Origin of the sequence: Methylocystis sp. MJC1, from assembly GCF_026427715.1 — a bacterium.
Classification (GTDB): domain Bacteria; phylum Pseudomonadota; class Alphaproteobacteria; order Rhizobiales; family Beijerinckiaceae; genus Methylocystis.
The window spans coordinates 2375168-2389544 of record NZ_CP107558.1; the positions used below are offsets into that span (position 1 = coordinate 2375168).

Here is a 14377-nt window from a genome sequence, read left to right on the forward strand (position 1 = left end):
AGGGGAAACATGCATTTCCGTAAATTCAAGAACCGGCTGAAAGAACAGTCGGTCGTAACGGCCGCCATCCTGTCTCTGGTCTGCTGCCAAACGGCCTCCGCCGAGGTCGCTCCGGGCGGCGCGCGGTCCAATGACAATCTCACAAAGAGCCCGATCAAGCACGTCGTCGTCATCATCGGTGAAAACCGCACCTTCGATCACGTCTTCGCGACTTATGTTCCCAAAGCCGGCCAGGCGATCGACAATCTGCTGAGCAAGGGCATCGTCACGATCGACGGAGCGCCCGGCCCACATTACAGCCTGTCGACGCAGTATCGCGCGACCGACACGACCCAATATTCGATCGCGCCCGCCAAGCTCGGCCCCTATGATCAGACAACGCATCAAATGCAGCCGGCCGGCACGTCCTACGCCTTCAAGGCCCCTTACGGGAAAGCTGACGGCGGTTGGCAGCAGGCGGCCTGGGACGGCCCCGGCCCGCTGAATTCGACCGATTATCGCCTCCCCGATCTTGCCAAGATCGAATACGCCCTGCCGGCCGAATATCTGAATCTCATGTACACCGGCGCCACCGGCGTCGATCCCGGTTCGCCGGACATTCGCATCAAGGACAATGCGAATCTGCCGAACGGCGCCTATCCGCTCGTCGACAAGAACGGAAAGAGCCTTTACGACACCTTCGCCGGCAGCCCTGTCCATCGCTTCTTCCAGATGTGGCAGCAGTTCGATTGCGACCAGAGCCACATTTCAGCCAATGCGCCTGTGGGCTGCCTGAACGATCTATTCTCCTGGGTCGAGCAGTCTGTCGCCGCGGGATCGAACGGCAAGCCGCCGAAGACGCTGAAGGAAGGCGACATCGCCATGGGCTTCTACAACGTCGCGAAAGGCGACGCGCCCTACTTCACGTCGCTGGCGCGCAAATTTGTGCTCGCCGACAACTACCACCAGCCGGTCATGGGCGGCACCTACGCCAACTTCATGATGCTGGGCTACGCCGACGCGCTTTATTACGCGGACGCCAATGGCGATCCGGCGACGCCGCCGGCCAATGTGATCGAAAACCCCAATCCCTGGGCGGATCAGACGCTCGCGGGCGCCGATAACTGGTATACCAACGACGGCTACTCGGGCGGCAGCTATGTCAGCTGCGCCGACACGACGCAGCCCGGCGTGAAGCCGATCACGGATTATCTCAACGCGATCAAGGTCAAGCCGAACTGCGACAAGGGCGTCTATTACCTCGTCAACAACTTCGCCCCCGCCTATACGGGCTTCGGCGAATATAACCCGCCGGCGCCGCTCGCGGCCTTCACCCTGCCGCCGGTCCGCAAGCAGCGCCACATCGGCGATGCGCTGACGGCCAAGGGCGTCTCCTGGGCCTATTTCGGCGAACGCTGGAACGACTTCAAGGTCGCCCCGTCCGGCGCCTGGGCCGCCTATCCGGACCCCAAGCTCGCCGCCGCTTATCTCTACTGCAACATCTGCAACCCGTTCCTCTACTCGGCCTCGACGATGTCCGACGCCAAGGCGCGGACGGAGCATAACTACGACATCACCGACTTCTACGACGCGATCGAGGACGGCCAGATTCCCGCGGTGTCCTATGTGAAGGCGAGCCTCTTCACGGATGGTCATCCGGCCTCGTCCAAGCTCAACCTGTTCGAGGGCTTCACTCAGAAGATCATCCAGAAGATTCAGGCCAACGAGGAGCTTTGGGATAACACCGCCATCCTCATCACCTTCGACGAAGGCGGCGGCTACTATGACTCCGGCTTTGTGCAGCCCGTCGACTTCTTCGGCGACGGCACGCGCATTCCCTTGCTCGTCGTTTCGAAATATTCGCAGGGCGGCCAGGTCTCCCATGAATATGGCGACCACGCCTCCATCGTGAAGTTCATCGAGCGCAACTGGAGCTTGCCGACCCTGTCATCGCGTTCGCGCGATAATCTGCCCAATCCGGTTCAGGCGGCGAGCAGCTATGCTCCCTCCAATATGCCGGCGATCGGCGATCTGTGGAGCATGTTCAGATTCGGTCGGTCGGAACGCTCCGACGATTGATAGGGACAGATGACTTGAAAACGAGCGCGGCGGCTTTGAATGGAGCCGCCGCGACGGCGTCGTGTTGACGCCCCTCGTGCTTCGAGACGCCTGCTGCGCAGGCTTCTCAGCATGAGAAGCTTCTGCATCTGCGTGAACACTTATACCCTTTCCGTTTGAACAGCTCGCTTGGGGCTTTTGTCATTCCCGGCGGGCTGAAAGCCCGACCGGGAATCCAGAGCCACAAGAACGCTGGTTTTGCTCTGGATTCCCGATCGTTCGCTTTGCGAGCGTCGGCAATGACACCAAACCAATCAAAGCTCAGCCCTTGAAGATCACCCTCTCAAAAACCGTCGCCGCCGCTATGGCGGCTTTCGCCAATGGCGACGTCGCCTCGACCGAACAATTATGCAAGGCGGAGCTCGACAGGAATCCCAAAAGCGGGCGCGCATGGGCGCTGCTCGCCGAAACTGCGTGGCTGCGAAATCGCCCGGATGCGGCGCGCATATGTGCGGATCGCGCGGCCACGCATTCACCCGACGACGCCTTGTGCCAAATCACCCGCGCCAAGATCATGCACCTTCGCGGCGAGGCGGCCGAGGCGCTGAACGCCGCGCAAAGCGCCGCGCCGCTCGCCACTTCTCCCGTGGCGCAGGATAGTCTCGCGGCGGTCTTCGGCTTGCTCGGACGCCATGCGCAAGCGTTGGAATTATCGCGATGCGCAGTCGCGGCCCGCCCCGACGAGGCGCAATTTCTGTTCAACCTCGCCGCAACCGAGCGCATGCTCGGCGCGCTCGATGCGGCGGAAGCGCATTGCGATGCGGCCATTGCGCGACGGCCCAATTTTGCCCTCGCCTATTACTTGCGCTCCGATCTTCGCTGTCAAACGACGACGCGCAATCACATCGAAGAGATTCGCGATCGACTGCGACAAGGCGTCACGAATGCGCTTGACGAGGCAACGCTGCGCTACGCCCTCGCCAAGGAATTTGAGGATTTGCAGGAAGACGCGCGCGCCTTCGCCGAAGTCGCCGCAGCCGCGCGTCTGTGGCGAGATAACATGCGCTATGACGCGAAAGCCGAGCTGACCTTCGTCTATCGCCTCATCGAGACGCAAAACACGACGCGGCTTGCGTCTCTTCCCAAAAGCAGGCTCGACGCCTCGCCCATATTCGTCTGCGGCCTGCCACGCAGCGGCACCACGCTCGCGGAGCGCATTCTCGCAAGCCACAGCGCCATCGAGTCGATTGGCGAAACGAATTATTTCGCCGTCGAGTCGACGCGCGCCGCTCGCGGCTCCCGCGCCGATTTCGGCGCGCTGGGCGCGGCCTATCTCGCCGCGATCGAAAGCGTCTGCGCGCCGACGAAGAATCGGATTCTCGACAAGACGCTCGAGAACTATCTTTACTGCGGGCTCATTCACGCCGCCCTGCCCCGCGCAAAAATTATCCTTATCGAGCGCGATCCCATGGATATGGCTTGGTCGCTGTATAAGGCGCACTTCAATGGCAAGTTCCTGTTCTCTTACGATCTCCAGGAGCTGGCCGATTATTGCGTCGCCTACCGTCGGCTGGCCGAGCATTGGCGCAAGACCCTGCCTTCGGCATGCGTCCTGACGGTCCGCTACGAAGACATTGTGGCGGACATCGCCACACAAAGCCGCCGAATGATCGAATTCCTGGGCCTACCGTGGGAAGACGGCGTCCTGCGGTTCCACGAGAGCCGCGCCCCCTCCGCGACAGCCAGCGCCGTTCAAATACGGCGTCCGCTCTACGACACATCTGTCGGCAAATGGCGACGACACGCGCAGGCGTTGGAGCCGTTCCGCGACCGGCTGAAGCAACTCGCTCCCGATCTCGTAACGGATATGACATCCGTTTGATTGGTTCACTGTCATTCCCGACGCTCGCAACGCAAGTGATCGGGAATCCAGAGCAAAACCAGCGTATTTGTGGCTCTGGATCCCCGGTCGGGCCTTCGGCCCGCCGGGGATGACAAGCCCCGCTTGGCGCGCCGCTCAGTCCTCTCCCGCTTTGAAGCTTCTCGGGAGTCTAACCGGCGGAGGCGGCGGCAAAGGCGCGTTGACCTGCGCAGCGACCGGGGCCGCCAGCGTCCCCGCCCCGCCGCGCGCGTTGTAGTTCAGCGTCAGCCGATAGGACGATCCCTCGCCCTGCAAAACGACGCTTTGATGGTTGATGGACAAGACCGTCAATCCGCCAACCGCCGCGCCCTCGCCCACCCATAGGCCGACGTCGGCGGCGCCTTGGGAGATAAACGCCTTGCCGCGCCCGCCTTGCTTGACGATCGCCCTCAAGGACAGTCCCAGCCTGGAAGGGGGCTCCGCAAGCGCCTCGGCGGGCGGCGTCGGCGCGCCCGCCGCGTCGTTCTCGCTGAAGGGCTGGCCGCCGCCTTCGAGGATGCGAGGATCGGCGCATGCCGGTCCATACGCACCCATCGCCAACGCCAATACGCAAGCGAAGGCGCGCGGGATCAAAGTCGGCCTCGGCAGTTGGCGGGCGCCAATTCGGCGTGGATTCTTGGAACTCATGCCTTTGGAAATCACGGTGCGCTGGCGACCAGATCATAACGCATAAATCCGACTGGAGCACGCCTCTCTTCGCCTCGACCGGCGGCGTAAGGGACCGTCGACATGCCCCTCGGAAGTCGTCTGTTCTGGAAGAACAAGCGCGCGCGCCCCATTTCTCTCGACAGAAGCTGGGAGGCCCCCATGCACTTCAGTGACGCGCAATATCTGCCGATAGCCCCGCCGGCCTTTGTCCTGCTGGCGGGCGTCGTCATTGTGCTGGTCATTCTCGTTGAGCTGCGCATTCTCCAATATGCCTATATGCAATTGGGCGTAAGCTCGGGAACGGCCGTCTTCCTGCTCTTCGCCTCGCTTGTCGGCAGCTATATCAATATCCCGGTGGCGACGCTCGGCAGCGAACCGATGGTCACGACGCGCGAAATCGTCTATTTCGGCGTTCCCTATCTCGTGCCGAGGTTCGTCGAGGAGCCGAGAGTCATTCTTGCGGTGAATGTTGGCGGCGCCGTCATTCCGACCGTGCTGTCGATCTTTCTGCTCTCGCGAAACGCCATTTGGATCAGGGGCGTCATAGCGGCGGCCTGTGTCACGGCGATCAGCCATGCTTTCGCGGAGCCGGTGCGCGGCATCGGCATCGCGCTGCCGATATTCATCGCGCCGCTCGCGGCGACCATCATCGCGGCGATCATCTCCTGGCGCCATCTCGCGCCTCTCGCTTATGCGGGCGGGAGCCTCGGCGTTTTGGTTGGGGCCGATCTGCTGAATCTGGACAAGCTCGAGGGCCTCGGCACGCCCGTGCTGTCGATCGGCGGCGCCGGCACATTCGACGGGATTTTCATGACCGGCGTGCTGTCGGTTCTGCTTGCGAGCCTGATCGGGGGCCGGGCGCAAAGCGCCGTTCGGGCTTCGTGATAAGAGCATGGACGATTTCTCGAAAACGAAAGCGACGCCATCTTGAGACTGCCCACCTATTTCGTTTCCCATGGCGGCGGCCCCTGGCCCTGGGTTCCCGAATGGCGTCGCCGGTTCGTCAATCTCGAAGCCGCTCTTGCCCGCATGCCTTCTGAAATCGGCGACCGCCCCAAGGCCGTCATCGTCGTCTCGGGCCACTGGGAAGGCCCGGAATTCGCGGTGATGTCGGCGCCCCGGCCGCCGATGGTCTATGATTATTCCGGCTTTCCTCAGGAGACTTATGAAATCGTCTATCCCGCGCCCGGCGCGCCGGAACTGGCCGCGCGCGCTGCGGGACTCATCCGCGCCGCGGGCCTGCCGGCGCGGCTCGACGAGACCCGCGGCTTCGATCACGGCGCCTTCGTGCCGCTCTATGTGATGTATCCGGCCGCGGAGATCCCGGCGATCCAGGTTTCACTCAAGACGGGCTACGATCCCGCTGAGCATCTTGCGCTCGGCCGCGCCCTGGCGCCGCTACGCGAGGACGGCGTCCTCATCATCGGCTCGGGCCTCAGCTACCACAATTTGCGTCTCTTCGGCCCCGAGGCGCGGGAGCCGTCAGAGGCCTTCGATCAATGGCTCGCCGAGGCGCTTGCGGCGGCTCCCGATGTGCGCAGACAAGCCATAGAGGACTGGGCCCAGGCCCCTTACGCCCGCATCTGCCATCCTCGTGAGGACCACCTCGCGCCGCTTTTTGTCGCGCTCGGCGCCGCCGAGGCGGAGACGGCTGTCCGCGTCTATCACGACGTGGGGTTGTTCGGCGGCGTGACGGCGTCGAGCTACCGCTTCGGTTAGCGCTCAGCTTGCGCCATTCCGCCTTTGATGGCAGGAAGCCGCCATGACGCGCTTCGCGATCCTCCTGAGCGCAGGCATGGCGATTGTCGCCCCTGCTCTCGCCACGGACGCCTTCGGGCGGGCTCCTGCTATCCACGGCCCCGAGGCCGATAGCAGGCGTAAGGCGGATATTTTCTTGCCGCGCCGGGCGATCGAGCCCATGGCGGCGAAAGAGGAAAAGCCCCGCGCTGGCTGGAGCGGCTTCTACGGCGGCTTGAACGCCGGCGCCGCGAGAGATCGTTGATCGAGCGCAAGAGGGTCGCAGCGTGAAAATCCTCCTGCTCGGCGGCTCCAATGCGGGCATTAAAGACGGCTGGGCCGTCCAATTCGCCGAACTGGCCCGCGACCATGAGGTAGAGAACCGCTTTCTCGGCGCGGTGGGCTCTCTCTATGGCTTGATGGCGCTGCTCAAACGGGCGCGCGACGGCGCCGAAGCGCCCGACCTCATCGTCTTCGAATATTGCCTGAACGATATCCTTCTCCTCGACGCCGACGTGCTCAAACCCGCGCTTGTCGAGGACGCGCTCGACGCGGTCATGGACTTTTGCGCCGACGCTGGGATCGGCTTGTTCTTCTTATGCCTGGAGCCGCGCCCAACCGACCGCCAGCGCAGCGCGACCACGCGCGTGCAGAAGATTTATCGCAAGGCGGCGCAACGGCGGTCCGTTCCGGCGCTATGGCTTTCCGATATTTTCGATGAGCGTCTGACAGCGGCGCATTTCCAGGATGAAAATCATCTGACGACCGCAGCCGCGGGATGCGTCGCCGACGCCCTGCTCGGCGCGTTAGGCGCCGGCGTCCCTGCCCCGTTTGGCCAAGCCGAAACGGCGCGCTTTTCCTATGTCGATGTGGCTGAAGCGCGTTTTCAAGGACCCTGCGCCGTGCGGGCGCTGTCATCGCGCGTCTTTGATGGCGACTTTGTAGAAATCTCGCGCGGCGGCGTCACCACATGGCCCGGCGAGGGGCTTCTTGCAGGGTTGATGCTGCGCTCGAGCGACGACAGCGGCGCCTTCAGCATCCGCGGGGCGAACGCCGCTTTTCGCAAAACCCCGCGGTCGCAAATGCAAGAGCTCGTGCGCAATCTGATGCTGCTGCACTACCCCACGCGCCGCATCCTTGCGCGCGGGGAAGTCGAGATCGCCATGCCGGAGGACGAGCGGGCGCTCATGAGCTTGCCCGAAGACCGCGGGCTCCTCTTGGCGCCATCCATCGCGCCTTTTGAAGCGCAGACGCTCGATATTCACGGCGTCATCTTCTGGCGCAAGCGCACACTCGTCGAACGTTTGCGGGAGTTGTTTCGCAGCGTCGAGCAACAAGCAACGCCCCTCCCGTTGAAGGGACACCGTCATTCCCGACGGGCCGAAGGCGCGATCGGGAATCCAGAGCAGACATAGCGCACCTCTGCTTCGGATTCCCGATCGCTCGCTTCGCGAGCGTCGGGAATGACAGTCGCTACTTCTTGCAGACAGCCGTCGGCTGGAGGGTCAGCTCCGTCATCTGCCCATTGAGAACGAAATCGCCGTAATCCAGCTTCAACGCGCGCGATACGCCGTTTTCATAGAGATCGAAGGACAGAACATAGATCGGCTGGCCATCGCGCTTGCCCGGCTCGAAATAAGACACCGAAACGCGCCAGCGCGGCATGCCCTTGAGCGCGTCCGCCTGAACGGCCTTTTCGGTCGCCGGGGTCTCTAAGGGCTTGCCGATCACCGTCAGCGTGTCGAACGCCTTGTCGCCCTCGCCTGTCCCATCATAGACACGCGCTTCGAGAAGCTGCTCTCCCTTGCGCGCGGCGTCGACGATGCGGCGAAGATGCTCGCTGGGGAATAAGGCGGGTCCGGCGATGTCGAGCTGCGCGCGTTTGGGACGCGAGAGATCGACGGCGACGCGTGCGCCCTTTTCCTTGTGCGCCTTGCCGTCGACTTGCTCGGCCGAGGTGCTGTCGACCTTGGTCTCTATCTTGAATCGATATTCGCTGGCGTCCAGCGACTCGAAAGTCGCCGAGCGCATGTCGGAGAGCTTTGTGGCGCCTTCCTCTGGCACAAGCTCGGTGATCTGGCGAAAATTCTGCACATAGCCATCGCAGGAGGCGGCAAAGTCGAAGACGATGCGTCCGCGCGCCTGCGCCGGCGCCTTAGAGCCCGTCGCCTTACCCAGCGTCAGCTCATAGACCGCGCGGTGGCTCGCGAGCGGAGGAGCCTCCTCCGCCAGAGCCATTGACAGGCCGGAAGCAAGCAAGACGACGACGAAGAGCGAGCGCTTGGAAATCATGAGATGATGTCACCCGGAAATATGCGCCGCCGTTGCGTCGCGGGATGGCTGAAATTAGGGTCAGCCAGACGCCGGAGCAAATGTTTTCTATAAATGAAGGGAATCTCGACCATGTCCGATTCGACCAGCGACACGCCTGCCGCACGCCTTGCCGCGCTCGGGCTCGTTCTGCCCGCGGCGGCCGCGCCCGTGGCGAATTACGTTCCTTATGTGCGGACCGGAAATCTGCTGTTCGTTTCGGGTCAATTGCCGATGGGCGCGCGGGGAATCGATCCGGCGCATAAAGGCAAGCTTGGCGTGAACGTCTCGCTGGAAGACGGACAGGCGGCGGCGCGGCAGGCGGCGTTGAATGTTCTGGCGCAAGCTAACGCCGCCGTCGGCGATCTCGCTCTGCTCAAGGCGGTCCGCATCGGCGGCTACGTCAACTGCGCGCCCGATTTCGGGCCTGTGCCGCAAGTCGTCAACGGCGCCTCGGATCTTTTCGCCGCGGTTCTCGGCGAGAATGGCAAGCACGCGCGCTTTGCCGTGGGCGTCGCGCAACTGCCGCTCGATGCCGCCGTCGAGGTCGAAGGCATTTTCGAGATTCTCGGGTGAGAGACGTCAGCTGGCTGACCGCCGCGCCGATCGCGCATCGTGGGCTGCACGGCGGCGGCCTCGTCGAGAATTCCATCGGCGCGGCGCGAGCGGCCATTGACGCCGGCTACGCCATCGAATGCGACGTGCAGGCGACCAAGGACGGTCTCGTCGTTTTTCACGACGATACGCTGGAACGCCTTACCACGCATGCCGGCCGCGCCTTTGACCACGATACAAAAAGCCTCGAAGCGATGGCGCTACGCGGCGCGTCGGAGACCATTCCTTCTTTCGACGCCTTTCTCGCCGCGATCGCCGGCCGCACGCCGCTTGTCGTCGAACTGAAGAGCGACTTCAACGGCGATCTCTCCGTCGCCGAGCGCGCAGCCGAATGCCTTGCGCGCTACAATGGTCCTGTTGTGATCGAAAGCTTCGACCCGGAGTTGATCGCATTTTTGCGCACGCAGGGAGGCGCCCTCGGGGTCGACCATATTCCGCTCGGCGTTGTCGGCGAAGCCAATTACGACGAAACCGATTGGCCGATGTTAACGCCCGCGCGGCGCGCGGAAATGACTCATTTTTTGCATTATCCGCGCACGCGACCGGATTTTCTTTCCTGGAACGCCACCGACCTTCCGCACGCAATTCCCTTCCTCGCGCGCGAAGCGCTCGGCATTCCCGTCACTGTGTGGACGATCCGCTCGGCCGCACAGGCCACTGTCGCGCGGCAATGGTCGGATCAGATCGTCTTCGAGAATTTCATACCGTGAGGCATTGCATGGCCAAAGGTGCGTGTCCGCGCAAGCGTCCTTCATCGATAGAGAGCCTGAAATCCGTGCGTCGCTAGTGAGCGCCTGTCATTCCCGACGCTCGCAAAGCGAGCGAGCGGGAATCCAGAGCAACAACAGCTACTATGGCTCTGGATTCCCGGTCGGGCTGTCAGCCCGCCGGGAATGACAAATCGCGGCCCGCGCGCGATTCAAGCCGATAGAGCGCATCCTTTTCGCACGAGTCTGGCAGCTTTTACGAGCGACGGAGGCAAGGCCTTCACTTGCCTCCGCCTCTCGATCAAGCCGCCGCCACGAGCCCGTTCACGCGCGCCAGGCCGCGCATGTTCTTCAGCTCGACGCGGATATTGTCGTCGCCCGCGGCTTTGAAGAAATCTTCGAGCGTCTCCATTATGTCGTGGTCGATGAAGGTCGCGCGCGTGCCGTCGATCACGACGTAGCTGGCCGGCTCGATGCTGTCGAGAATATCGCGCAACGGCGCCTTGTGGAGGAAGGACACGTCCTTCTGCAGGCGCAGCAGATAATTGCTTCCGTCGCGCGTGAGCGCGAAAGCAGAGTGATAGTTTCCGCGCAGCACGAAGAAGATGCCGACCGCCATGCCAATGGCCATGCCTTCCAGAAGATCGGTCATGAGGATCGCCGCGATCGTGATGGCGAAGGGCGCAAACTGGTCGAAGCCCTTCTCATACTGCTCGATCGTCAACTTCGGCTTGGCGAGCTTGTAGCCGGTGAGCAGCAGCACTGCGGCGAGACAAGCGAGCGGGACCATGTTTAGAACCGAGGAAAGAAACATCACGGCCAGCAGCAGCAACAGGCCATGCACGATGGCCGAGACCTTTGTATGAGCGCCGGCGTTGATGTTGGCGGAGCTGCGGACGATGACCGCCGTGATCGGCAGGCCGCCGATCATCCCGGAAATGAAATTACCGAGGCCCTGCGCCTTCAACTCCTGGTTCGGCGGCGCAGTACGCTTCAACGGATCGAGCTTGTCGGCCGCCTCCAGGCTCAGCAATGTCTCCAGGCTGCCGACGAGCGCGAGCGTCGCGGCCGTGACATAAACTTGCGCATTGACGAGCAGATGGAGATCGGGAAAGTGAAACTCGCCAAAGAACTCCAGGGGACCGGAGATCGCGGGGAGCCCGACCAGATGTTGCGGCGCGATCGCTAACGAGGGAAACGCCGACTGCGCGACAAGATTGAAGAAGATGCCGAAGATGACCGCGACCAACGGGCCGGGCACGAGCGAGAGAATTCGGCGCTCCTTGATCGTCGGCGTCTCCCACAAGATGAGAATGCCGAGCGAAACGCAGGCGACGAGGGTCGCGCCCGGCGAGATCGACTGCAAGGCTGATCTCAAGAACGAGAAGCTTGTATGGCTGTCGCCCTCGAGGAATGACAGATCGCTCTCGGCGTCCGCATCATAACCGACCGCGTGCGGCAATTGCTTCATGATGAGGATGAGGCCGATCGCGGCCAGCATGCCCTTGATCACCGACGACGGGAAATAGGCGCCGATCACCCCGGCGCGCGCATAGCCCATTGCGACCTGGATGAGGCCTGAGAGCGCGACCGCGAGAAGCATGCCGTCGAAACCAAGCTTCTCGACCGCGGCCGCGACGATGACCGCAAGGCCGGCCGCCGGCCCCGAGACGCTGAGCTGCGATCCGCTGGCGAGGGAGACGACGAGCCCGCCGACGATGCCGGCGATGACCCCGGAAAACGGCGGCGCCCCGGATGCGACGGCGATGCCGAGACACAGCGGCAGCGCCACGAGAAAGACGACGAGCCCCGCCGGAACGTCGTGGTCAAGATAACGTAGATAATAGTCCAGATGTTTACGAAGCACGGCTGAAGTCTCCTGTTCAGTCGCTTGGGTTGAATTTTACAGATCAGCTCGGGCCGCCCTCCCATTTGTAGATGGGATCGACCTCGCTGTCGGGCCCGAGCATGATCAGCTTTTTCAAAAGCCCGTCGTCGAGCGAAAAGACCCAGCCGTGCACCATCGGGCGCCGCTCCGCCTTCCAGGCCTTTTGCAGAATCGACGTATGGGAGAGGTTATTAACCTGCTCGATCACATTGAGCTCGACGAGCTGGTTCGCTTTCTCCTCGAAGGGCTCGACGGCGTCGAGCTCTTCCCTGTGAAAGCGATACACATCCCGGATGTGCATCAGCCATTTGTGAACGAGCATCAATTCCGGCGTCTGATGTGAAAGCGCCGCTTTCACGCCGCCGCAATTATAATGCCCGCAAACGATGATGTGCTTCACCTTCAAAACGTCGACCGCATATTGGACGACGCCGAGGCAGTTGAAGTCCGTCGCAATCACCTGATTGGCGATGTTGCGATGCGCGAAGATGAGGCCCGGCTCCGCATTGACGATGATATCGGCGGGCACGCGGCTGTCCGCGCAACCGATCCAGAGGAATTCAGGCTGTTGTCCACGCGCCAGCCGCTCGAAATAGTCGGGCTCCCGATGACGGGCTTCCTGCGCCCAAGCCTTGTTTTCGAGAAGAAGCTTTTCGTGTGACTGCATCGGACGCCCATCGCTGATTATTGCCGTTTCGCCCACGATAAATCGCGCGCCAAACGCGAACAGCCAAGAAAATCGCCAGCGGACGCAACCTCGCGCAGCCTAGTCAGGCAGGCTGATCACGAAAAGGACCACGAGGCGAAAGGCCGTAGCTCCACTTTATTTCTTTTTATGTCGGCAGTACGGGCCAATCAGATTAAATGTTGTTCATGCACCCGCGCCACAAAGCTCTCGCCATACTTGCGGCAGCGAGGAAATGACATCGTCCGCAATCAGACCTGGCCCGAAAATTTCTGCCGCGCGCGCGTGCATCCAGACGGCGGCGGAGGCGGCGAAAAACCCGTCCATTCTCTGAGCGAGGAGACCGGCGACGATTCCGGTCAGCACGTCGCCCGAACCCGCGGTGGCGAGCCAGGGGCTCGCATAGGGCAGAATGGAAACGCGGCCGTCCGGCGCTGCCACCACCGTGTCCGGCCCTTTGAAGAGCACGACCGCCCCGCTCACCCGCGCAGCGTCGCGCGCCCTGTCGAGCTTCGAGCGCAGCGCGCAATCGGCGTTGCACTCCGCAAAAAGCCGCGCGAATTCGCCGGCGTGCGGCGTCATCACCACCGGGCCGGGCGCCGCGCGGGTCGCGCGCCACAAACGGAAGGGATCGCTCTCGAAGCTTGTCAGCGCATCGGCGTCCAGCACGGCGGCGCGGCGATAGGCCTGCGGCGTCAGCGCGACCTCCACCTGCCGGCAGCTTTCTTCGCTGACGCCGAGGCCGGGGCCGATCGCGACGGCGTTCTTGCGCTCGTCCGCGAGCACTGTGGCGAGGCCCTCGGCGCCGTCGGCCGGCCGCACCATGACGGAAGTGAGCGCGCTGGCGTTGACCGGCAAAGCGTCGCTCGGGCTCGCGAGCGTGACGAGCCCCGCGCCCCCGCGCAAAGCGGCCGCAGCGGAAAGCCGCGCGGCGCCGGTAAAGGAGGCGCCGCCCGATACAACGAGCGCATGGCCGCGCGTATATTTATGCCCATCCACCTTTGGCCGCGGCAGGGTCGAAAGCCACAGCTCCGGCGTGTTGACGAAGGTCTTCACTGCCATCGATTCGAGGGTCGACGCGCGGATGCCGATATGGGCGCAGGTGAGCTTGCCGCAACGCAGGCGCCCCGGCAGCAGCAGGTGCCCGATCTTCACACGGAAAAAGGTGATGGTCTCGTCGGCTTCGACCGCTGCGCCGCGGATCGCCCCCGTCGTCCCATCGACGCCGCTCGGAATATCGACGGCCACGACATTCTGCTTTGTCTCCCGGCGCCACTGGTTCAGGCGGTTGACGAGCGCCTGGGCGGTGGGGTCGAGATCGCGCGCGAGGCCGGTGCCGAAAAGCGCGTCGATAACGAGATCGACCCCGTGAAAATCGCATTCTTCCGCCGGCAAAAGCGTGCCGGTCCAGCCGGCCGCGGCACGCGCCGCGTCGCCGCGTAATTGGTCGGGCGGCACCAGCGAGGCGACGCGCACCTTGTAGCGTTGCGCCTTCAGAAGCCGCGCCGCCACATAGCCGTCGCCGCCATTATTGCCGGGACCGCAGAGCACGAGCACGCGGCGTCCGCTGGTGCGTTGCAGAATGCGGCTCGTCACCCGCGCGATCGCCACCGCGGCGCTTTCCATCAGGTCCATGCTCGGCACGCCGCTCTCGATCGTCATCCGATCGGCGCGGGCCATTTGTTCGGTTGTGAGGAGCTCGAGCGGAAAGGGGCTTGTCGGCATGGGGCGGATGGTGGCCGATGGCGGCGGTCGGCGCAATGGCCGCCGCCCAATGAACCATGCGAAAGCTTGTTTATTTGGCGCCGCATTCCGTCGCGCTGCCGTTT

General features: G+C 63.1%; 13 protein-coding genes. 8 read left to right on the forward strand and 5 right to left on the reverse strand.

Annotation, left to right across the window (positions count from 1 at the left end):
- The first annotated feature begins 9 nt into the window (after positions 1-9).
- Together OGR47_RS11630 and OGR47_RS11635 are read left to right on the forward strand one after the other, a co-directional pair.
- A complete protein-coding gene (locus OGR47_RS11630; protein WP_165053815.1) occupies positions 10-2058 on the forward strand; it encodes an alkaline phosphatase family protein in 2049 nt (682 codons plus the stop codon).
- A 307-nt stretch (positions 2059-2365) separates the two neighbouring features.
- Positions 2366-3919 carry a tetratricopeptide repeat-containing sulfotransferase family protein gene (locus OGR47_RS11635; protein ID WP_165053812.1) on the forward strand — a complete coding sequence of 518 codons (1554 nt, stop codon included), beginning with the start codon at positions 2366-2368 and terminating at the stop codon, positions 3917-3919.
- A 135-nt stretch (positions 3920-4054) separates the two neighbouring features.
- On the opposite strand, the gene OGR47_RS11640 is transcribed toward OGR47_RS11635, so the two are convergent.
- On the reverse strand, positions 4055-4492 hold the full coding sequence (locus tag OGR47_RS11640) for a hypothetical protein (protein WP_165053809.1): 438 nt from the start codon (positions 4490-4492) through the stop codon (positions 4055-4057).
- A 273-nt stretch (positions 4493-4765) separates the two neighbouring features.
- Between OGR47_RS11640 and OGR47_RS11645 the strand changes: the two genes are divergently transcribed.
- Genes OGR47_RS11645 through OGR47_RS11660 form a run of 4 tightly spaced genes read left to right on the forward strand, consistent with a single transcriptional unit; the run spans position 4766 to position 7758 of the window.
- Positions 4766-5491 (forward strand): DUF1614 domain-containing protein, encoded by a 726-nt coding sequence (locus OGR47_RS11645; protein ID WP_165053806.1) that lies wholly within the window; start codon positions 4766-4768, stop codon positions 5489-5491.
- A gap of 39 nt (positions 5492-5530) precedes the next feature.
- Positions 5531-6325, forward strand: coding sequence for a DODA-type extradiol aromatic ring-opening family dioxygenase (locus tag OGR47_RS11650; RefSeq protein ID WP_165054012.1), 795 nt, complete (start codon positions 5531-5533; stop codon positions 6323-6325).
- 43 nt (positions 6326-6368) lie between these two features.
- Positions 6369-6608 (forward strand): hypothetical protein, encoded by a 240-nt coding sequence (locus tag OGR47_RS11655; RefSeq protein WP_165053803.1) that lies wholly within the window; start codon positions 6369-6371, stop codon positions 6606-6608.
- Positions 6609-6630: 22 nt separating this feature from the next.
- A complete protein-coding gene (locus OGR47_RS11660; RefSeq protein ID WP_165053799.1) occupies positions 6631-7758 on the forward strand; it encodes an SGNH/GDSL hydrolase family protein in 1128 nt (375 codons plus the stop codon).
- Between the two features lie 58 nt (positions 7759-7816).
- Here the strand turns inward: OGR47_RS11660 and OGR47_RS11665 are convergent, their stop codons facing one another.
- On the reverse strand, positions 7817-8635 hold the full coding sequence (locus tag OGR47_RS11665) for a cell envelope integrity EipB family protein (RefSeq protein WP_165053795.1): 819 nt from the start codon (positions 8633-8635) through the stop codon (positions 7817-7819).
- 111 nt (positions 8636-8746) lie between these two features.
- Here OGR47_RS11665 and OGR47_RS11670 point away from each other — a divergent pair, with 111 nt between their 5' ends.
- On the forward strand, positions 8747-9229 hold the full coding sequence (locus OGR47_RS11670; RefSeq protein WP_165053793.1) for a RidA family protein: 483 nt from the start codon (positions 8747-8749) through the stop codon (positions 9227-9229).
- On the forward strand, positions 9226-9978 hold the full coding sequence (locus OGR47_RS11675; RefSeq protein WP_165053789.1) for a glycerophosphodiester phosphodiesterase family protein: 753 nt from the start codon (positions 9226-9228) through the stop codon (positions 9976-9978). Before OGR47_RS11670 ends, OGR47_RS11675 begins: the two co-directional genes overlap by 4 nt.
- 298 nt (positions 9979-10276) lie before the next feature.
- Here the strand turns inward: OGR47_RS11675 and OGR47_RS11680 are convergent, their stop codons facing one another.
- The 3 genes from OGR47_RS11680 to OGR47_RS11690 form a co-directional block, all read right to left on the reverse strand.
- Positions 10277-11842, reverse strand: coding sequence for a SulP family inorganic anion transporter (locus tag OGR47_RS11680; protein ID WP_165053785.1), 1566 nt, complete (start codon positions 11840-11842; stop codon positions 10277-10279).
- Between the two features lie 43 nt (positions 11843-11885).
- Positions 11886-12530: a carbonic anhydrase gene (locus OGR47_RS11685; RefSeq protein WP_165053782.1), complete on the reverse strand. Its 645-nt coding sequence runs from the start codon at positions 12528-12530 to the stop codon at positions 11886-11888.
- 204 nt (positions 12531-12734) lie between these two features.
- The gene (locus tag OGR47_RS11690; protein WP_165054010.1) at positions 12735-14273 is read right to left on the reverse strand and encodes an NAD(P)H-hydrate dehydratase; all 1539 of its coding nucleotides are present in this window, start codon (positions 14271-14273) and stop codon (positions 12735-12737) included.
- Positions 14274-14377 lie beyond the last annotated feature (104 nt).

Bases quoted from the DNA above. Each gene is read 5' to 3' on its own strand.
- OGR47_RS11665 (WP_165053795.1), bottom strand. From the start codon at position 8,635: ATGATTTCCAAGCGCTCGCTCTTCGTCGTCGTCTTGCTTGCTTCCGGC.
- OGR47_RS11630 (WP_165053815.1), top strand. From the start codon at position 10: ATGCATTTCCGTAAATTCAAGAACCGGCTGAAAGAACAGTCGGTCGTA.
- OGR47_RS11655 (WP_165053803.1), top strand. From the start codon at position 6,369: ATGACGCGCTTCGCGATCCTCCTGAGCGCAGGCATGGCGATTGTCGCC.
- OGR47_RS11645 (WP_165053806.1), top strand. From the start codon at position 4,766: ATGCACTTCAGTGACGCGCAATATCTGCCGATAGCCCCGCCGGCCTTT.
- OGR47_RS11690 (WP_165054010.1), bottom strand. From the start codon at position 14,273: ATGCCGACAAGCCCCTTTCCGCTCGAGCTCCTCACAACCGAACAAATG.
- OGR47_RS11640 (WP_165053809.1), bottom strand. From the start codon at position 4,492: ATGGGTGCGTATGGACCGGCATGCGCCGATCCTCGCATCCTCGAAGGC.
- OGR47_RS11670 (WP_165053793.1), top strand. From the start codon at position 8,747: ATGTCCGATTCGACCAGCGACACGCCTGCCGCACGCCTTGCCGCGCTC.
- OGR47_RS11685 (WP_165053782.1), bottom strand. From the start codon at position 12,530: ATGCAGTCACACGAAAAGCTTCTTCTCGAAAACAAGGCTTGGGCGCAG.